General features: G+C 65.3%; 15 protein-coding genes and 3 pseudogenes. 17 read left to right on the plus strand and 1 reads right to left on the minus strand.

All coding sequences use genetic code 11. The annotated features are described in order from the left end of the window. Positions 1–336: 336 nt before the first annotated feature. The 7 genes and pseudogenes from KI242_RS16125 (at position 337) to KI242_RS16155 (ending at position 8,666) form a co-directional block, all read left to right on the plus strand. Entirely contained in the window at positions 337–1,608 is a 1,272-nt protein-coding gene (locus KI242_RS16125) for a sugar ABC transporter substrate-binding protein (protein ID WP_230493608.1), read from the plus strand. Between the two features lie 157 nt (positions 1,609–1,765). Then, positions 1,766–2,691: pseudogene (locus tag KI242_RS16130) on the plus strand (sugar ABC transporter permease). A 10-nt stretch (positions 2,692–2,701) separates the two neighbouring features. After that, entirely contained in the window at positions 2,702–3,532 is an 831-nt protein-coding gene (locus tag KI242_RS16135) for a carbohydrate ABC transporter permease (RefSeq protein ID WP_011061359.1), read from the plus strand. A gap of 23 nt (positions 3,533–3,555) precedes the next feature. Then, positions 3,556–4,658: pseudogene (gene ugpC, locus KI242_RS16140) on the plus strand (sn-glycerol-3-phosphate ABC transporter ATP-binding protein UgpC). 16 nt (positions 4,659–4,674) lie between these two features. Continuing rightward, on the plus strand, positions 4,675–6,156 hold the full coding sequence (locus tag KI242_RS16145) for a mannitol dehydrogenase family protein (protein WP_011061361.1): 1,482 nt from the start codon (positions 4,675–4,677) through the stop codon (positions 6,154–6,156). A gap of 62 nt (positions 6,157–6,218) precedes the next feature. Beyond that, positions 6,219–7,715 (plus strand): xylulokinase, encoded by a 1,497-nt coding sequence (gene xylB / locus KI242_RS16150; protein WP_015635664.1) that lies wholly within the window; start codon positions 6,219–6,221, stop codon positions 7,713–7,715. 13 nt (positions 7,716–7,728) lie between these two features. Next, a pseudogene (locus tag KI242_RS16155) lies at positions 7,729–8,666 on the plus strand (carbohydrate kinase). A gap of 90 nt (positions 8,667–8,756) precedes the next feature. Here KI242_RS16155 and KI242_RS16160 read toward each other — a convergent pair. Continuing rightward, positions 8,757–10,058, minus strand: a complete 1,302-nt coding sequence (locus tag KI242_RS16160) for an OprD family porin (protein WP_015635666.1) — start codon at positions 10,056–10,058, stop codon at positions 8,757–8,759. A 643-nt stretch (positions 10,059–10,701) separates the two neighbouring features. On the opposite strand from KI242_RS16160, the gene KI242_RS16165 reads away from it, so the two are divergent. From KI242_RS16165 to KI242_RS16210, 10 genes are all read left to right on the plus strand, one after another. Beyond that, positions 10,702–12,054, plus strand: a complete 1,353-nt coding sequence (locus KI242_RS16165; protein ID WP_026020068.1) for a UDP-glucose/GDP-mannose dehydrogenase family protein — start codon at positions 10,702–10,704, stop codon at positions 12,052–12,054. Further along, positions 12,051–13,070, plus strand: coding sequence for an NAD-dependent epimerase (locus KI242_RS16170; RefSeq protein ID WP_011061366.1), 1,020 nt, complete (start codon positions 12,051–12,053; stop codon positions 13,068–13,070). The genes KI242_RS16165 and KI242_RS16170 overlap by 4 nt, the downstream gene beginning before the upstream one ends. Positions 13,071–13,127: 57 nt before the next feature. Continuing rightward, complete coding sequence (locus tag KI242_RS16175; protein ID WP_019093969.1) at positions 13,128–13,880, plus strand: sugar transferase; 753 nt, start codon at positions 13,128–13,130, stop codon at positions 13,878–13,880. A 1-nt stretch (position 13,881) separates the two neighbouring features. Further along, positions 13,882–14,526, plus strand: a complete 645-nt coding sequence (locus tag KI242_RS16180; RefSeq protein ID WP_011061368.1) for a CpsD/CapB family tyrosine-protein kinase — start codon at positions 13,882–13,884, stop codon at positions 14,524–14,526. Between the two features lie 22 nt (positions 14,527–14,548). After that, the gene (locus KI242_RS16185) at positions 14,549–15,568 is read left to right on the plus strand and encodes a polysaccharide biosynthesis/export family protein (protein WP_011061369.1); all 1,020 of its coding nucleotides are present in this window, start codon (positions 14,549–14,551) and stop codon (positions 15,566–15,568) included. 11 nt (positions 15,569–15,579) lie between these two features. Next, positions 15,580–17,172, plus strand: coding sequence for an LPS biosynthesis protein (locus KI242_RS16190; protein ID WP_041118261.1), 1,593 nt, complete (start codon positions 15,580–15,582; stop codon positions 17,170–17,172). Positions 17,173–17,183: 11 nt separating this feature from the next. Further along, the gene (locus KI242_RS16195) at positions 17,184–18,284 is read left to right on the plus strand and encodes a glycosyltransferase family 4 protein (RefSeq protein ID WP_015635671.1); all 1,101 of its coding nucleotides are present in this window, start codon (positions 17,184–17,186) and stop codon (positions 18,282–18,284) included. After that, positions 18,281–19,651: an O-antigen ligase family protein gene (locus KI242_RS16200; RefSeq protein WP_015635672.1), complete on the plus strand. Its 1,371-nt coding sequence runs from the start codon at positions 18,281–18,283 to the stop codon at positions 19,649–19,651. The genes KI242_RS16195 and KI242_RS16200 overlap by 4 nt, the downstream gene beginning before the upstream one ends. Before the next feature lie 144 nt (positions 19,652–19,795). Then, positions 19,796–20,761: a glycosyltransferase family A protein gene (locus KI242_RS16205; protein WP_065364096.1), complete on the plus strand. Its 966-nt coding sequence runs from the start codon at positions 19,796–19,798 to the stop codon at positions 20,759–20,761. Continuing rightward, the gene (locus KI242_RS16210) at positions 20,754–21,890 is read left to right on the plus strand and encodes a glycosyltransferase (protein ID WP_212805338.1); all 1,137 of its coding nucleotides are present in this window, start codon (positions 20,754–20,756) and stop codon (positions 21,888–21,890) included. Before KI242_RS16205 ends, KI242_RS16210 begins: the two co-directional genes overlap by 8 nt. Position 21,891 lies beyond the last annotated feature (1 nt).

Consider the following 21,891-nt stretch of genomic DNA (forward strand, 5'->3'; position numbering starts at 1 on the left):
CGGGAAAAAGCCAGTGGGCTTTGGGCTAAGTGGTAGCCCCTCCTGCCGGCCAAAACCAATACGCATCTGCAAGGCCGCGAACAGGCCCAAGCGCTAGCGAGTCCCGCAGAACGTCTGCCCAAGCCAATGGCCCTTTGGCGGGCCAGTGCAAAAAAGTATCAATTCAAGTGTCAGGGATGATTTGTCAGCACCGCGTTTGAGGGCTGTAATCAGCCCACCTTCTTCCTCGGCGGAGGAAGACATAACAACAATAACCGTCCTTCTGCAGCCCTCACCGGCGCAGGACAGGAGTGAACGATGAAACCCTGCAGCAAAGCCCTGCTCCTCACCACCTGCATGACCCTCAGCAGCGTCACCCTTGGCGCCCAGACCCTGACCATCGCCACCGTCAACAACAGCGACATGATCCGCATGCAACGCCTGTCCAAGACCTTCGAGGCCGAGCACCCGGACATCAAGCTGAACTGGGTGGTGCTGGAAGAGAACGTGCTGCGCCAGCGCCTGACCACCGACATCGCCACCCAGGGCGGGCAATTCGACGTGCTCACCATCGGCATGTACGAAGCCGCACTCTGGGGCGCCAAGGGCTGGCTGCAACCGATGCAGGACCTGCCGGCCAGCTATGAGCTGGACGATGTCTTCCCTTCGGTGCGCGAGGGCCTGTCGGTCAAGGGCACTCTCTATGCCCTGCCGTTCTACGCCGAAAGCTCCATGACCTACTACCGCACCGACCTGTTCAAGGAGGCCGGCCTGAGCATGCCCGAGCGGCCGACCTGGGAGCAGATCGGCGAATTCGCCGCCAAGCTCAACAAGCCCGACCAGGAGCAATACGGCCTGTGCCTGCGGGGCAAGGCCGGCTGGGGCGAAAACATGGCCCTGATCACCACCCTGGCCAACAGCTATGGCGCACGCTGGTTCGATGAACAATGGCAGCCCGAGTTCACCGGGCCGGAATGGAAGAACGCCCTGAGCTTCTATGTCGACAACATGAAGAAGTCCGGACCACCGGGGGCTTCGAGCAACGGTTTCAACGAAAACCTGGCGCTGTTCAACAGCGGCAAGTGCGCGATCTGGGTCGACGCCAGCGTGGCCGGCTCTTTCGTCACCGACAAGAGCCAGAGCAAGGTCGCCGACCATGTGGGCTTCACCTACGCGCCGCACCAGGTCACTGACAAGGGCAGCGCCTGGCTGTACTCATGGTCCCTGGCGATCCCCGCCAGTTCCAAGGCCAAGGACGCCGCCAAGACCTTCAGTGCCTGGGCCACTTCCAAGCAGTACGCGGCCCTGGTGGCCGAGAAGGATGGCATCGCCAATGTGCCGCCGGGCACCCGCGCCTCCACCTATAGCGAGACCTACATGCAGGCCGCGCCGTTCGCCAGGGTCACCCTGGAATCGCTGAAGGTCGCCGACCCGAGCAAGCCCACCCTAAAGCCCGTGCCCTACGTCGGCATCCAACTGGTGACCATCCCCGAGTTCCAGGCCATTGGCACCCAGGTCGGCAAGTTGTTTTCCGCCGCCCTGATCGGCCAGACCACGGTGGACCAGGCCCTGGCGGCCGCGCAGCAGAGCACCGAACGGGAAATGAAACGCGCCGGCTACCCGAAATAACCCGGCTCTCCCTGTAGGAGCCGGCTTGCCGGCGAAGAGGCCCTTGAGTCTTGCGCAGTGTTCAAGGGCGCCTTCGCTGGCAAGCCAGCACCTACGGGCAGCCCGGCCGTGCCAGCGCCGTGTCGGGCCCCCCTGTACCCAACTGGTTGTGACCCTTATGAATACCTCGACTGCCAAGCTGCATGTGCAACCGCAGGCGGCGCCTCGCAAAAGCCGCCTGGCCAACCCAGGCTGGTTCCTGGTCAGCCCTCGGTGGCGCTGTTGCTGCTGTGGATGATCGTGCCCCTGGGCATGACCCTGTACTTTTCAGTGATCCGCTACAACCTGCTGTACCCCGGCGAGAACCAGTTCGTCGGCCTGGAGAACTTCAGCTACTTCCTCAGTGATTCGGGCTTTGTGCCCGGGGCCACCAACACCCTGTTGCTGGTGGGCAGCGTACTGCTGATCAGCGTGGTGTTCGGGGTACTGATCAGCGCCCTGCTGGAGGCCAGCGAGTTCCTCGGCCGGGGCATCGTCCGGGTGCTGCTGATCTCGCCGTTCTTCATCATGCCCACGGTGGGCGCGCTGATCTGGAAGAACCTGATCTTCCACCCGGTGTCGGGGATCCTCGCCGCGCTGTGGAAACTGTTCGGCGCCCAGCCGGTGGACTGGCTGGCGCACTACCCGCTGCTGTCGATCATCGTCATCGTTTCCTGGCAGTGGCTGCCGTTCGCCATCCTGATCCTGATGACCGCCATGCAGTCCCTGGACCAGGAACAAAAGGAAGCCGCGCGCCTCGATGGTGCCGGGCCCATCGCCATCTTCTGGCACCTGACCCTGCCGCACCTGGCCCGGCCGATTGCCGTGGTGGTGATGATCGAGACCATCTTCCTGCTGTCGGTGTTCGCCGAGATCTTCACCACCACCAACGGTGGCCCGGGCTACGCCTCCACCAACCTGGCGTACCTGATCTACAACCAGGCCCTGGTGCAGTTCGACGTCGGCATGGCTTCGGCCGGCGGGCTGATCGCCGTGGTCATCGCCAACATCGCCGCGATCATCCTGGTGCGGATGATCGGCAAAAACCTGACTGACCAGAGCTGAGGTGGCCGCCATGACCCTGCAACAATCCCGACGCCTGCAAAGCCTGCTACTGGGCACCCTGGCCTGGGCCATCGCGATCCTGATCTTCTTCCCGATCTTCTGGATGGTGCTGACCAGCTTCAAGAGCGAGATCGACGCCTTTGCCACGCCGCCGCAATTCATCTTCACGCCAACGCTCGAGAACTACCTGCACATCAACGAGCGCAGCAACTACCTGGCCTTCGCCTGGAACTCGGTGGTGATTTCCTTCAGCGCGACCGCCCTGTGCCTGCTGATCGCGGTGCCGGCGGCCTACTCCATGGCCTTCTTTGAAACCCGCAACACCAAGCGCACCCTGCTGTGGATGCTCTCCACCAAGATGCTGCCGCCGGTGGGCGTGCTGATGCCCATCTACCTGCTGGCCAAGAGCTTCGGCCTGCTGGATACGCGCATCGCGCTGATCGTGATCTACACCCTGATCAACCTGCCGATCGTGGTGTGGATGGTTTACACCTACTTCAAGGACATCCCCCGGGACATCCTCGAAGCCGCCCGCCTGGACGGCGCCACACTGGCCCAGGAAATGCTGCGGGTGCTGATGCCCATCGCCAAGGGTGGCCTGGCCTCCACTGCACTGCTGTCGCTGATCCTGTGCTGGAACGAGGCCTTCTGGTCGCTGAACCTGACCTCTTCCAACGCCGCCCCGCTGACCGCGCTGATCGCCTCCTACTCCAGCCCCGAAGGGCTGTTCTGGGCCAAGCTCTCGGCGGTCTCGACCCTGGCCTGCGCGCCGATCCTGATCTTCGGCTGGATCAGCCAGAAGCAGTTGGTGCGCGGCCTGTCCTTTGGCGCGGTGAAGTAACTCTGAAATTGCGGAGACATCCCATGGCTCACCTGAAAATCAGCAACCTGCAAAAAGGCTTCGAAGGCTTCGACATCATCAAGGGCATCGACCTTGAGGTGAACGACAAGGAGTTCGTGGTCTTCGTCGGCCCCTCGGGCTGCGGCAAGTCCACCCTGCTGCGGCTGATCGCCGGGCTGGAGGAAGTCAGCGGCGGCAGCATCGAGCTGGACGGTCGCGACATCACCCAAGTCAGCCCGGCCAAGCGCGACCTGGCCATGGTGTTCCAGACCTACGCCCTGTACCCGCACATGAGCGTGCGCAAGAACATGTCCTTCGCCCTGGACCTGGCGGGGGTCGACAAGGCCCTGGTGCAGCAGAAGGTCGACGAGGCGGCGCGCATCCTGGAACTGGGGCCGATGCTCGAACGCAAGCCCAAGCAGCTGTCTGGCGGCCAGCGCCAGCGCGTGGCCATTGGCCGGGCCATTGTGCGCAACCCGAAGATCTTCCTGTTCGACGAACCGCTGTCCAACCTCGATGCCGCCCTGCGGGTACAGATGCGCCTGGAACTGGCGCGCCTGCACAAGGAACTGCAGGCCACCATGATCTACGTGACCCACGACCAGGTGGAAGCCATGACCCTGGCAGACAAGGTGGTGGTGCTCAATGGTGGCCGGGTGGAACAGGTGGGCTCGCCCCTGGAGCTCTACCATCGCCCGGCCAACCTGTTTGTCGCAGGCTTTCTCGGCACGCCGAAGATGGGCTTTCTCAAGGGCCGCATCAGCCACGTCGACGGCCAGGGCTGCGAGGTCCAGCTGGATGCCGGGGCACGCCTGCGCCTGGAACAGAGCGGTGCGCAACTGAGCCTGGGCAGCGAGGTGACCCTGGGCATCCGCCCCGAGCATCTGGAGTTGGGCGAGCCCGGCCCGGGCAGCCTGGCAGTCACCAGCGACGTGGCCGAGCGCCTGGGCAGCGACACTTTCTGCCATGTCCGCAGCAGTTGCGGTGAAGCCCTGACCCTGCGTATCCGCGGTGACCTGGCGAGCCGCTACGGCGAACAGCTGCACCTGCACCTGCCCCCCAGCACTGCCATCTATTCGATGCCCAGGGGGTCGCCGTGTCCCGCCCCCTGCGCGCCGCCGCCTGATCCCAGAGAGCCCTGCATGAAACTCAAACGCTTGAACCTCAGCCAACTGCCGCCCCAGGTACGGGTACCCGCCTACACCGTCACCGCCACCCGCCAGGGCATCGCGCACATTGGCGTCGGCGGCTTTCACCGGGCCCACCAGGCCTATTACACCGATGCCCTGATGAACCTGGGCCAGGGCCTGGACTGGAGCATCTGCGGGGTCGGCCTGCGCTCCGAAGACCGCCGCGCGCGGGACGATCTGGCCGGCCAGGACTACCTCTACACCCTGTACGAGCTGGGCGATGGCGACGGCCACGAGGTGCGGGTGATCGGCGCCATCAGCCAGATGCTGCTGGCCGAGGACGACGCCCAGGCGCTGATCGACAAGCTGGCCAGCCCGGAGATCCGCATCGTCTCCCTGACCATCACCGAGGGCGGCTACTGCATCGACGACAGCACGGGCGAGTTCATGCTGCACCTGCCGCAGATCCAGCACGACCTGGCCCATCCGCAACAGCCGCGCACGGTATTCGGCTTTCTCTGCGCGGCCCTGGCCCTGCGCCGGGCCGCGGGGATCCCGGCCTTTACCCTGATGTCCTGTGACAACCTGCCCCACAACGGCGCGGTGACCCGCAAGGCGCTGCTGGCCTTCGCCGCCCGCCGCGACGCCGACCTGCATGACTGGATCGAGCGCCACGTGAGCTTTCCCAACGCCATGGTCGACCGCATCACCCCCATGACCAGCACCGCCCACCGCCTGCAACTGCACGATGAGCACGGCATCGACGATGCCTGGCCGGTCGTCTGCGAGCCCTTTGTGCAGTGGGTCCTGGAAGACAAGTTCTGCAATGGCCGGCCGGCCTGGGAACAGGTCGGCGTGCAGTTCACCGACGACGTCACGCCCTATGAAGAGATGAAGATCAAGCTGCTCAACGGCAGCCACCTGGCCCTGACCTACCTGGGCTTTCTCAAGGGCTACCGCTTCGTCCACGAAACCATGAACGACCCGCTGTTCGTCGCCTACATGCGCGCCTACATGGACCTGGACGTAACCCCGCAACTGGCGCCGGTACCGGGCATCGACCTGGCGGCCTACAAGGACACCCTGGTCCAGCGCTTCTCCAACCAGGCGATCGCCGACCAGCTAGAGCGGGTGTGCAGCGACGGTTCGTCGAAGTTTCCCAAGTTCACCGTGCCTACCATCAACCGGCTGATCGCCGATGGCCGTGATACCGAGCGTGCGGCCCTGGTGGTGGCGGCCTGGGCCCTGTACCTCAAGGGCGTGGACGAGAATGGCCTGAGCTACCGGGTTCCCGACCCGCGGGCCGAGTTCTGCCAGGCCCTGGTGGCCGACGATACCTTGCTGACCCAACGTTTGCTGGCGGTGGAAGAAATCTTCGGCTCGGCGATTCCCCATTCCAGCGCGTTTGTCGATGCTTTCGAGCGCTGCTTCAACAGCTTGCGCGAACATGGCGTGAGCAAGACGCTGGAACGGTTGTTGGCCAGGCCCGTGTAGCCGCTGCCTCAGGCTCGGCAGCGGCTACAGCTCGACAGTAATCACCCACACCAGGAGCGACGATGACTCAACCCGCGCTTTTTCTCGGCCTCGACTGCGGCACCCAGGGCACCAAGGCGCTGATCCTCGACAGCCGGAGCGGCACCGTCCTGGGCCGGGGCGCTGCGCCCCACAGCCTGATCAGCGGCGCCAATGGCTGCCGCGAACAGGATCCCGCGCAGTGGCTGCAAGCCTGCACCAGCGCCACCCGGCAGGCCTTGCAGGCGGCCGGGGTGGATGGCCGGCAGGTGCTCGGTGTCGGGGTTTGCGGCCAGCAGCACGGTCTGGTGCTGCTGGATGACCAGGGCCAGGTGCTGCGCCCGGCCAAGCTGTGGTGCGATACCCAAAGCAGCGCCGAAAACCAGCGCCTGCTGGACTGGCTGGGGGGCACCCAGGGCTCCCTGGAGCGCCTGGGGCTGGCCATTGCCCCGGGCTACACGGTGTCAAAACTACTCTGGACCCGGGAGCAGCACCCGGAGCTGTTCCAGCGCATTGCGCATATCCTGCTGCCCCACGACTACCTCAATTTCTGGCTGACCGGGCGCTGCTGCAGCGAGTACGGCGATGCCTCGGGCAGCGGCTATTTCGATGTGCGCAGGCGCGACTGGGACCGCGCCCTGCTGGCCCATATCGACCCCAGCGGGCGCCTGGAACGGGCCTTGCCGCCGTTGCTCGAAGCGCACCAGCCTGTGGGCCGGATCCTTGCGCCGGTCGCCCGGCAACTGGGGATCAGCGCGGATGCCTGGGTAGCCAGCGGCGGTGGCGACAACATGCTGGGGGCCATCGGCACCGGCAATATCCAGCCCGGAATCATCACCATGAGCCTGGGCTCCTCCGGCACCGTGTATGCCTACGCCGAGCGCCCGCTGATCAGCCCCGAGCCTTCGGTGGCGACCTTCTGTTCGTCCAGCGGTGGCTGGCTGCCGCTGATCTGCACCATGAACCTGACCAACGCCACCACCCTGGTGCGCGAACTGCTGGGCCTGGACCTTGCCGCTTTCAACCAGCGCCTGGAGCAGGCCCCCATCGGGGCCGAGGGGCTGTGCCTGCTGCCGTTCTTCAACGGCGAGCGAGTGCCCGCCCTGCCCCAGGCCCAGGGCAGCCTGCACGGCATGACCCTGGACAACCTGACCCCGGCCAACCTGTGCCGCGCGGTGGTGGAAGGCACCACCTTCGGTTTGCGCTACGGCCTCGACCTGTTGCGCGCAGCGGGCCTGCACAGCCAGAGCATCCGGCTGATCGGCGGCGGTGCGAAAAGTCTGCTGTGGCGACAGATGGTCGCCGATATCATGCATGCCCCGGTGATCTGCCCCCGCGAGGCCGAAGCCGCCGCATTGGGCGCGGCGATCCAGGCAGCCTGGTGCCATGGCCGGCTGGATGATCCGGACCTGGACCTGCAACAACTCTGCGAGCGCTGCGTGCGCCTCGACCCGGGCAGCGAAACCCAGCCCCGGGCCGAACACGTGGCGGCCTACGAACCGGTGTACCAGCGCTATCGACAGCAACTGGCAAGCCTTTGAAGAGCGAATGACTATGTATCTGGTGTGTGGCGAAGCGCTGTTCGACTTTTTCAGCGCGGATGAGGCCGGGGCCCCGGCCAGTAAAGTGGCGTTCCAGGCGATCGCCGGGGGCTCGCCGTTCAACGTGGCAGTGGGCCTGCGCCGCCTGGGCGTCGATGTCGCCCTGCTGGCCGGGCTGTCCCGGGACTACCTGGGCCAGCGCCTGCGGCGGGTGCTGGAAAACGAAGGCGTGGATACCCGCTACCTGCGGGAATTCGACGCCCCCACCACCCTGGCCATGGTGGCCGTGGGCGCCGATGGCTCGCCCCACTACAGCTTTCGCGGCGAGGGCTGTGCCGATCGCCAGTTGCAAGAAGAGCACCTGCCGCAGCTCGACGCACAGGTGCGCGGGCTGCATATCGGCTCGTTTGCCCTGGTGGTGCAGCCGATTGCCGATACCTTGCTGGCCCTGGTGCGCCGTGAGCGGGGGCAGCGGCTGATCAGCCTGGACCCCAACGTACGGCTCAACCCGCAGCCGGATATCCAGCTGTGGCGCCAGCGCATCGCCGAACTGGCCGGCCATGCCGACCTGATCAAGGTCAGCGACGAAGACCTGGCCCAGCTGTACCCCGGGCAGGCGCCCGAAATGCTGATCCGGGGTTGGCTGCAAGGCAATGCCCGGCTGGTGTTCCTGACCCGTGGCAGCCAGGGCGCGACGGTGTTCAGCCGTGGGCATGGCAGCTGGTCGGTGGACGCGCCCCGGGTGGAGGTTGCCGACACCGTGGGCGCCGGAGATACCTTCCAGGCTGCGCTGATCACCTGGCTGACCGAACAGGGCCTGGATTCCCCCAGGGCCTTGAACAGCTCGATCGCGAGCAGACCGACGCCCTGCTGCGTTTCGCCGTCAACGTCGCGGCCCAGACCTGCACCCGCACCGGCCCGGACCTGCCCTACCGACATCAACTCCCGTAGCCGCCGGCTTGCCGGCGAAGAGGCCCGCAAGCCTTGCGCAATTGCGGCTACCGCCTTCGCTGGCCAGCCAGCTTCTACCAGAGTCGTCGGTCAAAGCAGCGAGAAGTTGTAGCTGACGATCAGGCGGGTTTCGTCCATGTCGCGGGCGATCTTCTGGTAGTTGCTGCGGTAGGTGGCGTTGCGCAGGCGCAGGCTCACGTCCTTGAAGGCGCCGCTCTGCACCACGTACTTGAGCTCGCTGTCGCGCTCCCATTCGCGGCCTTCGCGCAGGCTGCCCGGGACCTTGATGTGGTCGCCGCTGACGTAGCGGGTCAGGAAGCTCAAGCCATTGAGGCCAATGGCCTTGAAGTCATAGTCATAGCGCAGTTGCCAGGAACGCTCCTGGATCGCAGCGAAGTCGTTGACCTGCACGTAGTTCACCAGGTACGGGTTGCTGCCATCCAGGTAAGGCATGGAGTTGTCGCCGTACATGCGCTGCCAGCCGGCACTGAACACGTGCCCGGCCACGCTGTAGCCGAGCATGGTGCTCAGGGCGCGGTTGTCGATGCCGCCGGCGCGCTCGGCGCCGGTGTCGGCACTCTTGAGCAGGCGCAGGTCGCCTTTGAGCACGCCGGGCCCCAGGGGCTGGTTGGCCAGCAGGCCGACAAAATGCTGACGGTAGATGTCTTCCAGCTCGGCGTAGTGGTACTGGCCGGTCAGGCGATCGTTGAACTTGTAGTCCACCCCATAGGTGTCGAAGTGATCCGCCGTGGTGTTGCAGGCGTAGCGCTTGTTCTTGCAGTGCACGCGGATGTCCTGGGCATCGCTGGAGTCCCGCGCGGTGTAGCGGTTCAAGCGGGCCGCGGTCAGGGTCAGGTCCTTGACCTCCCGGGAAGTCAGCACCGCGCCGTTGAACATGGTGGGCAGCAGGCGCCCGTCGTTGTACTTGAGCAGTGGCAGGTCCGGCAACTGGGCGCCGTACTTGAATACCGTCTGCGAGACCCGGACCTTGGCGGTCAACCCCAGCTTGGCGTACTGGTCCGCCGAGCCCCGCGGGTCGTGACCGCTGGAGGGCAGCAGGCCGCTGTTGCTGCGGTCGGGGCTGGAGTCGAGCTTGATCCCCAGCATGCCCAGGGCGTCCAGGCCGAAACCCACGGTGCCCTCGGTGTAGCCCGATTGCAGGTTGAGAATAAAGCCCTGGGCCGATTCTTCACGCTTGGATGCGCCCTGGTCGGTGCTGGTGTGGCCGTCGCGAAAGTCCCGGTTGAAGTAGATCGTGCGCGATTCCAGCTTGGCGCTGCTGTCTTCGAAAAAACCCGCCGCATTGGCCAGAGGGGCAAAACCCGCGCACAGCACGGCAGCGCCGAGGCCCAGCAATGGGCACGGATTGAGTAAGGGGAAAGGGGGACGCATGAACAGGCTCCAGCAGCAAATCAGTGACGCGAGGTAAAGAAAAAGACCCAGGTGAAATTCATCCAGCGAATCTGTGATCGCCAGCTGAATTGATTGAATCAATGAAGACCGGCAATGATGGCAGATAGCCCCTACCCTCCCAACCCGACTTTAGTCTGACGCCCGCCTGGTCATAACCGGCGCTACCCGTCCCGCTTTGCCAGCCATATCTTTGAAAAAACCGATCAATTTCAACAGTTTTAAAGCTGCAGAAAGCGTCAAAAAAACTGTCCAACTGCTCAGCTTCGCCTTCGGAACCCAGGCTGCCATAGCAGGTAATATCAAAAAGGCATCAGCTTTTCGTCTTACCGCACTACCGTTCGTCGGTTTTTTCAGTCATTTATTAACAAAAACCAACTATTTGACGCTTTCCATGATGACCATCATGAAGACGATTAACTAATTGTTTTTAAACATTATTTTATGCATCGAAAAATAAACAAAACACAGCTGTCATTTATGTAACACAGCAAAACGTCAATTAAACGTCTCGACGTTATGGTAGTGTCAAAAAAAGAGCGTGATAGCGGCAATGTGCCATACGCCTTTTCAGAAGGTGAGAACCACCCTCACCCCAACACTCATCATGGACGAGGTCGTTCCCTTGGAAGTCAGCGTTTTTGGTACTGGCTATGTTGGCCTGGTGCAAGCAGTTGCCCTGGCCGATGTCGGGCATAACGTGGTCTGTGTCGATATCGACAGCCACAAGATCGCCCAGCTGCAACGTTCTATTCCGCCGATTCACGAGCCGGGCCTGGCGACCCTGATCGAAGAGAATCAAAAGGCCGGCCGATTGCACTTCACCACCCAGGCCAGCGATGCAGTGGGCCACGGCAAGGTGATTTTCATCGCGGTCGGCACTCCCTCCAACGAAGACGGCTCCGCCGACCTCGACCATGTCCTGGCGGTGGCGCGCAACATTGCCTGCCTGATGTTCAGCGACAAGACCCTGGTGATCAAATCCACGGTGCCGGTGGGCACCGCCGATCTGGTGATCGAGACCGTCGCCGAACAACTGGCAGACCTGGGCAAATCCGAACTGCGGGTGCACGTGGTCTCCAACCCGGAGTTCCTCAAGGAAGGCTCGGCCGTGGCCGACTGCATGCGCCCGGACCGGATCATCGTCGGTTGCGCCGACGACCTGCCCCGCCAGCAGTTGAGCGAACTATACGCGCCCTTCAACCACAACCATGACCGCCTGATGTTCATGGACAACCGCAGCGCCGAGCTGGTCAAGTACGCGGCCAACGCGATGCTCGCCACCCGCATCAGCTTCATGAACGAGATGGCCAACCTGGCAGAACGCCTGGGGGTGGACATCAATGCCGTGCGCAAGGGCATCGGTGCCGACCCGCGCATCGGCTACCACTTCATCTACCCCGGCGCCGGCTTCGGCGGCTCGTGCTTCCCCAAGGACCTGCGGGCGCTGATCCACACCGCAGAAAGCCACGGGCTGGAACCGCACATGCTCAAGACCGTGCGCGACGTCAATGAGCAGCAGCGCCATGTGCTGTTTCGCAAGCTCAAGGCGCACCTGGGGGACAACCTGCAGGGCAAGGTCATCGCGCTCTGGGGCCTGGCCTTCAAGCCCAACACCGACGACATGCGCGAAGCCACCAGCCGCTACCTGATGCAGGCACTGTGGGAGGTCGGGGCCAAGGTCCAGGCCTACGACCCGGAAGCCATGACCGAATGCCGGCGCCTGTACGGCTACCGCGATGACCTGCAACTGTGCGCCACCCGTGACGACACCCTGCAAGGCGCCGACGCGCTGGTGATCTGCACCGAATGGAAGGCCTTTCGCGTGGTGGACTTCACGCTGCTGCGCGAGACCCTCAGGGATCGCCTGGTGGTCGACGGCCGCAACCTCTACAACCCGCAACAGGCAGCGGATGCCGGCCTGCATTACCTGAGCATCGGCCTGCCCTACCGTGTACCGGAGGCATTGCGCGCATGAATATCCTGATCACCGGGGCCGCCGGATTCATCGGCGCCCATACCGCACTGCGTTTGCTCAAGGATGGGCACCAGGTCACCGGGCTGGATAATTTCAACGACTACTACGACCCCCAGCTCAAGCGCGACCGGGTGCGCTGGGTGGAACGCCAGGTAGGGCACTTTCCCCTGCAGCGCCTGGACCTGGCCGACAGCGAGGGCCTGGAACGGCTGTTCGCCGAAGTACGGCCCCAGGTGGTGATCAACCTCGCCGCCCAGGCCGGGGTGCGCTATTCCCTGGAAAACCCCAAGGCCTACCTGGACAGCAACCTCAGCGGTTTCCTCAACCTGCTGGAGATGTGCCGGCGCTACCCGGTGCAACACCTGATCTACGCCTCGTCCAGTTCGGTGTACGGGGCCAACCAGCAGACCCCGTACAAGGTCAGTGACAACGTCGACCACCCGCTGTCGCTGTATGCGGCCAGCAAGAAAGCCAACGAGCTGATGGCCCACAGCTACAGCCACCTGTTCGGCGTGCCCGCCACCGGCCTGCGCTTCTTCACGGTGTACGGCCCCTGGGGCCGGCCGGACATGTCGCCGATCCTGTTCGCCGACGCCATCAGCCAGGGCCGGCCGCTGAAACTGTTCAACTACGGCATGCACCAGCGCGACTTCACCTACATCGACGACATCGTCGAATCCCTGGTGCGCCTGCTGGGCAAGCCGCCAGTGCGCGATCCGCTGTGGGACCGGGAACAGCCGGACCCGTCCACCAGCATGGCGCCCTGGCGCCTGTTCAACATCGGCGGCCAGCGCCCGGTGGAGCTCAAGGACTACGTGGCGACCCTGGAAAAACTCCTCGGCCACAAGGCCCAGGTGGAATACCTGCCGCTGCAGCCCGGCGATGTGCTCAACACCTGCGCGGATGTCAGCGCCCTGGAAAACCTCACCGGTTTCGGCCCCCAGGTGCCCCTGGAGGAAGGCCTGCGCGAGTTCGTCCAGTGGTACCTGAGCTACTACCCGGGCGCGGCGTCCTGAGCCGCGACAGCCGAACGTTTTTACCCAACCCCTGCAATGGAAGTATTCCCGGTGGATATGGATAGACCTCTCTCATCGCCCGCAACCGAGGTGCCCGCCCCGCTGCACATCGACCGGCGCAACGACCCGTTCCGGCGCAAGGTCCAGGCCGCCATCGACCTGCAACAGCACGGCTGGATCACCGGCCGCGACGGCGGGCGGCCCTGGACCCTGTCGCGCAGCAAGCGCCTGACCTCGGCGCTTTTGGCCGCGGTGCTGCTGGTGCTGCTGTCGCCGGTGCTGCTGGTCGTGGCCTTGCTGATCAAGCTCACCAGCCCCGGCCCGGTGTTCTTCGTGCAGTTGCGCACCGGTTTTCGCGGCCGGCGCTTCGGCATGTACAAGTTCCGCACCATGGTGGTCAACGCCGAGGCCCTGAAGGATTCGGTGCGCCACCTGAACAAGCACGGCGCCGACTCGGTGGATTTCAAGATCGACCGCGACCCGCGGATCACTGGAATCGGCGGTTTCCTGCGCCGTACCAGCCTCGACGAGCTGCCCAACCTGATCAACGTGGTGCTCGGCCAGATGCGCATCGTCGGCCCGCGCCCCACCTCGTTCCATGCCCAGACCTACAAGGAACACCACCTCGGCCGCCTGAGCATCTACCCGGGGATCACCGGCCTGTGGCAGGTATCCGGGCGCAGCGACGTGGATTTCGACGGCCGCGTGACCCTCGACATGACCTACATCTTCCAGCAGAGCCCCTGGCTCGACCTGAAGATCCTGATCAAAACCCCTTTCAAGGTCCTCAATGGCCACGGAGCAAGTTGAAATGGCGGCAGCAACCTTTGCCAGTCTGAAGATCCAGAGCCCCAGCGAAAGCAACCTGGCGGTGACCGTACTCGACCAGGAACTGCGGGTCATCCTGCTGACCGCGGCCAACCGCAACAGCGGCGTCACCAGCAGCAGCCTGAGCATGGCCAACGAACTGGCGCGCACCAGCCGCGGCCGGGTGCTGGTGGTGGACACCAGCCTCTCGGACAGCAGCCTGACCCGGCGCCTGGCCCTGGATGAGCGGCCCGGCTTCCTCGACCTGGCACTGGCCGAAACCCCGCCGCCCCTGGCCTCGTGCATCGAGAGCAGCGACGCGGTGAATTTCGACTTCCTGCCCCTGGGCCGCCGCCAGCAGTACAGCGAGCGCCTGACCCCGGAACTGCTGCGCGAACTGCTGCAGGCCCTGGCCGAGGAATACCGCTTCGTGATCATCGACGGCGACCCGGTCTACAGCAGCGGCGACATCCTCACCCTGGCCACCCAGGTCGACGGCGTGGTGCTGGTGGTGCGCAGCGAGGAAACCCGCTGGGAAGTGGCCCAGGCCGCCGCCCAGCGCCTGATCCAGGCCGAGGCCAAGTTGATCGGCAGCGTGTTCAACGCCCGCAAGTACTACATGCCCAAGTGGGTTTATGACCGTCTCTGACCGGCACAAGGACCGTGTAACCATGAACAAGCCAAGACTTTCCCTGCTGAGCCTGTCACTGCTGCTGGCCCTGGGCGGCTGCGTCAATCGCGAGCCGCAGCAGATGCCGGTGCAGATCCTCAGCGCCCCGGCCGACCAGGCACAGCTCACCGAGGTGGTGCCCATCGAGCAGGTGCTGCGGCCCCAGGACGTGCTGGACGTGATCTTCCATATCGGCACCACCAGCCAGCAGCGCTACCTCGTGCAGCCTGGCGACCAGGTGGATGTGACCTTCCTCACCGCTCCGGAACTGGGCGGCAGCAAACTGGTGCTGCCCGACGGCAGCATCGACATGCCCTACGTGGGCAATATCCAGGTCGCCGGGCTCTCCGCCGAACAGGCGCGCCAGGTCCTGGAAACCCAATACGCCAAGGTGCTGAAGAAGCCGCAGATCAACTTTTCGATCTCCCACGCCATGGCCCAGCTGGACAACCTGCGCACCAGCCTGACCAACCCGGCCACCGGGCTTAGCCGCGAGATCGTCGTGGGCTCCGACGGCCGCGCCAGTTTCCCGCTGCTGGGCAGCCTGTCGTTGCAGGGCAAGAGCCTCAGCGAGCTGCAGACCCTGGTCAACCAGCGCTATGCCAAGGAGGTGGGTTCGGTGAGCGTCGATGTGCTGCTCAAGACCACCGCCTCCAACGAGGTGTTCGTCATGGGCGAAGTCGGCCAGCCCGGAGCCTACCCGATCCGCCGGCCGATCTCGGTGCTTGAGGCCCTGACCCTGGCCAAGGGGGCCGGCCCCACTGCACGCCTGGATTCGGTGGTGATCATGCGGCGCAAGGGCAACCAGGTCGAAGCCCGGGTCTACGACGCCGACGCGGCGCTGGACGGCAAGGCCCTGCAATTCGCCTACCTGCAGCCCGACGACATGCTCTATGTGCCCAAGACCCGCCTGGCCAAGGCCGGCGCCCTGAGCAAGCAGCTGGCGGACGTGATCATGTTCCAGGGTGTCGGGTTCAGCTTCGGCTACCGCGTCGACAACAAAGAAACGAACAACAACTGAGTTCCCTCTTGATGACCAAGATCGAAAACTACCTGCACGAGTTCCTGCTCGTGTTCTTTGTCAATCGGCGCCTGATCAAACGGGTGTTCCTGGGTTTCGCGGTGATCGCCCTGCTGCTGCCCCTGGTGCTCAAGCAGAGCTTCGAGATCACTGCCGAAGTCATCGTGCAGTCCAAGAAACTCTCGCAGACCGACGCCAACACCGTGCTCGCCCCGGACTCCGACAAGTTCATCCCGCCGTCGCTGGCGGACATGGAGACCGAGAGCAACATCCTGCGTTCACCCACGCTGATCCGCGACACCATCGACCAGTTGCGCCGCGAAGGCCAGTTCGGCGGCAGCGAGGGCCTGTTGACCCGGCTGATCGTCAAGCCGATCCGCAATGGCCTGATCGACCCCCTGCGCAACCATGTGATCAACCCGGTACGCGGTTTCTTCGGCCTGGCCGTGGACCCGGTGCGCGATACCAGCCTGGATGCCTTCACCGACCAGGCGGTCAAGGACCTGAAGATCGGCACCCTGCCCGGCTCCAACGTGATCTCCATCGTCTACGCCAGCCCCAACGCCGCCGAAGGCACGCGCTTTGTCGAGCGCCTGCTGGCCAACTACCTGAAGAACCGCCAGGACCTGCAATCCAACGAACTGCCCGAAGCCTTCTACGAACAGAAGAAGGCCCAGTACCAGTCGCGCCTGGATGACCTGGAAGGCAAGCGCCAGGCCCTGCTGGAAGCGGCCCACGCCTCCGACCCCAAGGAAGAGATCACCTTCCGCCTGAACGCCATCAACACCGAAGAGCAATCGCTCAACGGCTACCGCGACCAGGCCCTGGAGAACCAGCGCCGCCTGGATTACCTGCAGAAGAACCTGGCTGCCGCGCGCAAGGCCGGCCTCACCGACTACACCTTCCCCTTCGCCTTCGCCAACACCGTGGACAACGTTGCCTACGAAGACCGCGAGATCAAGCAACTGGGCGAACAGCTGACCAACCTGGTGAGCCAGTACGGCACCACCGCCGACACCTACCGCGCCGACAGCGTGCCCATGCAGCAGCAGCGCGAGCAGATCGTGCGGGCCCGGGCGCAGTTCCTCAAGGTGGTGGAAAACCGCGTGCGCGAGCGCAGCAGTGACTTGCAGATCACCCAGTCGGTGATCGCCCAGAAGACCGCGCGGATCAACGACTACAAGGCGCGGGTGCGCGACCTGCAAGAGGTCCTGAGCAAACTGCGCCAGCTGGACACTGAAATCGATGCCTTGCACAAAGCCTTCTTCACCTACACCCAGCGCTACGAAGAGAGCCGTGGCGAGCGCCTGATCAGTGGCGAGCTGTCCAACGCGCGGGTCCTGAGCCAGCCTTACGAACCCAGCGAAGCGGCGTTCCCCAAGCCGATGCTGATCATTCCCCTGGGCCTGCTCACCGGCCTGCTGCTGGCCATTGCCCTGGGCTATGTCTACGAGTTCTTCGACCATCGCTTCAAGCACCCGGCCCAGGTCAGTGATCACCTCGGCCTGCCGGTGCTGATGGTGCTCAACGCGGTCGAGCAGCCCCAGGTCAACCCGTACCCGCGCTGGACCTGGCGCTGGGCCTGGCATTGGGCCAAACAGTGAGCGACCTGAGCATGGCCGCGCAGCCTATCGTGCACCTGATCCACAGCGGCGGTTTCTACGGTGCCGAGCGCATGCTGCTGGATCATTGCCTGGGCACCCCGGGGCAGCATCGGGTGGTGTTCATCAATGCCCCCGATGCGCTGCTGCAGCGTTTCGCCGAGGCCGGCGTGGCGAGCCACAACTGCCACTGCCTGCAGGAACTGCTGGCGCACCTGCGACAACAGCCGGGGCTGCTCAACGCGCACAACTTCAAGGCCCAGGTGTTTGCCTGGGTCTGCGCCCGGCGCCTGCGCCTGCCCCTGGTCATGACCCAGCACGGCTTCACCCCGCGCAGCCTGAAACAGAAGTTCTACACCTGGCTCAGCCTGCGCCTGTGCCGCAGCCGCCGGGTGCGCCGGGTCGCCTGCGTGGCCCAGAGCATTGCCCTGCTGCACCTGGAGGCGGGGGTCGCCGAGGGCAAGCTGCGGGTGATCCCCAACGGCCTGCCGGAGCCGGCCCTGGAACTGCCGGCGAGCCTGGACGGGCCGCCGCTGCGCGAGCCCGAAGTACGCCGCGACGAAATGGAACCCTTGGTGGGTTTCGTCGGGCGCCTGAGCGCGGAAAAAGGCCCGGACCTGTTTCTCGATGCGCTGATCGACCTGTGCCAGCAGCGCCCTGCGCTCAAGGCCGTGCTGCTGGGCGATGGTGAACAGAACCAGGCCCTGCGCGAGCGCATCAACGAAGCCGGGTTGGCCACGCGCATCCTGCTGCCGGGCTATCAGAACGACATGCAGCCCTGGCTCAAGCGCCTGAATGTGCTGGTACTGAGTTCACGCACCGAAGGCACACCGATGATCCTGCTCGAAGCCATGCAGGCCGGCACCCCGGTGGTGGCCTTTGCCGTGGGCGGGATTCCCGATGTGCTGCAGCACCGGCACAACGGCCTGCTGGCCAAGCCCCTGGACAGTGCCGGGCTGGGGCGCTGCATCGGCCAGTTGCTGGACGACCCGGTACTGGCCGGGGAGCTGGCCAAGGCCGCCCAGGTCACCCAGCGCAAGCACTATCACTTGCCCACCCTGGCTCGCCGCTGGGATGAGCTGTACCGCGTCGCCAGAGAGAGCTCCCGAGTATGATCGCCGCTCCGTTCCTGGGTTTGCTGCTGGGCCTGGCCGCACTGTTGCTGCTGGCCAGCCCCTGGCCGTTTCTTGCGCCGCTGGTGGTGGTTGGGCTGTTCGGCCTGGCGCTGCTGTACCGGCGCCCGGGCTGGGGCCTGCTGGGGATCTGCGCCCTGGTGCCCTTCGAAGGCCTGTTCAAGGACAGCGCGTTCTCCGGGGCCAAGCTGCTGGGCGCCTCGCTGATCCTGATCATGCTGTTCAAGCTGTTGCTGCGGCAGATCCCCGACACCCGCCTGCGCAGCAACCTGTGGCGGGCCCTGGGGCCATTCCTGCTGTGCCTGCTGCTGAGCATGCTGTACAGCGAGAACCTGCTGGTGTCCCTGGACAGCCTACGGGAGCTGGCAGTGGGCCTGGTGCTGTTCTTCGTCACCCTGCTGATTGCCCGGGAAGTCAACCTGCTGATGCTCTGCCGCCTGCTGGCGGTGAGCGTGGCCATCACCTGTGTGATCGCCCTGGTATCGGCCAAGTACCAGGTGGGCGGCCGGGCCATCGGCCTGTTGCAGGATGCCAACTACTTCGCCCTGCTGATCGCCATGGCGGTGCCGCCGGCGATCTTCCTCGCCCTGCGTTCGCCCCATTGGCCGGTGCGGCTGTTCTGGGTCGGCATCAGCCTGACCCTGATGGCCGGGATGACCAAGACCGACTCGCGCTCGGGCCTGCTGGTGGTGCTGTTCACCATTGCCATCGGCGTCTGGCACTACCGCGACCGGCTCAAGGGCCTGCGGCCCAAGCACCTGGGCTTCGCCATGTTCGCCGTGGCCATCGTCATTCCCCTGGGCATTGCCGTGCTGCCGGCGGAGTACGTGGCGCGGATCCAGTCCCTGAGCATGCTCAAGTCCGGCGCGCACTCGGCGGACACCTCCCTGGGCCGGCGCACCTCCTACCTGGTGGTGGGCGGCCAGATGATCCGCCAGAACCCGCTGCTGGGCTCGGGCCTGGGGACCTTCCCGATCCACTACGCGCAGACCGGCTTTGCCAGCAGCTTCTCGGAAAACATGAACGAGCCGGACCTGTTCCGCCGGGCCCACAACACCTACCTGGAGCTGTTCAGCGAGCTGGGCATTCCCGGCGGCCTGAGCTTCGTGGCGCTGATGCTGATGGGCCTGCGCAACTTCGAACGGGCGCGCCAGGGCTTTCTTGCCCGGGGCCAGCGCGAACAGGCCGATATCGCCACCCACCTGGGCCTGAGCCTGTTGGCCATGGCGGTGTTCCTGCTGTTTCTCAGCGCGCCGAACCACAAGTACCTGTGGATCTTCCTGGCCCTGTCCAGCGTCCTGCGCCTGCAGGCAGAAGACGCTCCCGTGCCGCGCCCGGCCCCGGCCTGACAACGCCGCGTGTAGCCACTGCCCCAGGCTGCGACAAGGCCCGAAGGGCCTTCTGGCCCCCAGGAGCAGTACCGACAGAACAGCAACACCGCGCCCTCACCCGGCGCCCACGACAACAACGCAATCTGGCCAAGGGAGGCAAAGATGCAAAGGATCAGCGTGATCGTGCCCATGTACAACGAGGCGCGTCACATCACCCGCACCCTGGACAGCGTGCTGCGCGCCGCCCGGGCGGCGACCCTGGACTGCGAACTGATAGTGGTGGACAACGGCTCCACCGATCAGGGGCCGCAACGGGCCCGGGAGCTGGGCGCGCGGGTGCTGCTGTGCCCGGGCATCGGCATCGGCGCCCTGCGTAACCGCGGTGCGGCGGTGGCCACCGGCGATAGCCTGGCGTTCCTCGACGCCGACATCGAAGTGCCCGGCAATTGGCTGCAGCTCTGGCAGCAGGCCCAGGCCGAGCGGCGTGCCGAGGTCTTCGCCCTGGACTGCGCGGCACCCGCCAGCGCCCCCTGGTTCGCCCGGGCCTGGCAGCGCCGCAGCCTGGCCGGCGATCCGCAACCCCGGCTACTGCCGTGGATGCCCACCCCCAACCTGTGCCTGCAGCGGGCCTGGTTCGAACGGGTCGGCGGCTTCAACGAGCAGTTGCGCACCGGCGAGGACAAGGATTTCGGCCTGCGCCTGCACGCTGCCGGCGCCCGCCAGTTGAGCCTGCCCCAGCCCCAGGTGCTGCATTGGGGCTACGAGGCCAGCTGGGCCGAATGGGCCGGCAAGGAACGCTGGCGCCAGGGCAGCCACGTGCAATTGCTCAAGGGCAGTGGCCTCAGCCTGCGCCTGTTGCGCTTTCCCCTGTTGTGCCTGGCCTGCGCCCTGCTCAGCCTCGTGGCGTTGCTGTGCCTGCTCGCGGGCCTGCCCGGCGCCGCGGGCCTGTGCCTGCTGCTGGGGGCGCTGGCGCCCCTGGCCCTGGCCGTGCGCCAGGGCCTGCGCCAACGCGACCCGCTGTTCGTCCTGCAACTCTGGCTGCTGCACTGGGTGCGCCTGCACCTGGGCGCCCTGGCCCTGGTGCAGGCCCTGTTCAACCGTTCTGCCGAGAGACCTGACCGTGGCTAAAACACTTTTCTGGCTGTGCCTGCTACTGCCTTTCTATGCCTGGGCCGGCTACCCCCTGCTGCTGGCCCTGCTCAGCCTGTTCGTCAGGCCGCGGCCGGTGCAGGAAGGCGCGCCGCTGTCGGTCAGCGTGATCATCGCCGCGCACAACGAAGGCCCGCACATCGAGCACAAGCTGCGCACCCTGTTGCAGCAGGACTACCCGGCCACCGACTTGCAGATCATCCTCGCCAGCGACGGTTCCAGCGACGACACCGTGGCCACGGCCCTGGGCGTGCGCGACTCACGGATCGTGGTCCTGGACCTGCCCCGGGTGGGCAAGGCCGGGGCACTGAACGCCGCGGTGGAACTGGCGCGCAACGACATCCTGGTGTTCACCGACGCCGACAACCAGTGGTCCCACGACACCCTGGGCAAGCTGCTGGCGCCCTTGGCCGACCCGCAGGTGGGGGCCTGTGGCGGGCACATGATCATCCCCGACCCCGGGCACAACCTGAGCCTGGGAGACAGCCTGTACCGGCACTACGAGGCCTGGTTGCGCCAGGCGGAAAACCGCACCGGCTGCATGGTCTCCGCCGACGGCGCGCTGCTGGCCCTGCGCCGCGAACTGTTCCAGCGGGTTCCGGCCGAGGTCAACGATGACTTCTTCATCAGCACCTGCGCCCCGGTGGCCGGCAAGCGGATCGTCTATGTCGAGGAGGCCCAGGTGCTGGACCAGGGCGTGGACGAAGCCGGCAAGCAGTACCGGCGGCGCCTGCGGGTCACCGTCGGCGGCCTGCAGAGCCTGGCCCAGCGCCGCGAGCTGATGAACCCACTGCGCCACGGTGCCTACGCCATCGCCCTGATCAGCCACAAGCTGATCCGCCGCCTGGCCCCGGTGCTGTTGCTGCCACTGCTGGTCAGCAGCCTGCTGCTGTGGAATGCCGGCGCCTTCTACAGCCTGGCCCTGCTGGCCCAGGTGCTGGGTTACGGCGCCGGGATCATGGGCCTGCTGGACCGCCGCGGGCGCCTGCCCAAGGTGTTTCGCCTGGCCGGTTTCGTGCTTGTGACAATGGCCGGCATGAGCATGGGCCTCTGGCAATTTCTCCGCGGGCAGCGCTATGCCCTGTGGAACCCACAACAGAACCGCTGAC

It is taken from the genome of Pseudomonas sp. Eqa60, from assembly GCF_018326405.1.
GTDB lineage: Bacteria > Pseudomonadota > Gammaproteobacteria > Pseudomonadales > Pseudomonadaceae > Aquipseudomonas > Aquipseudomonas protegens.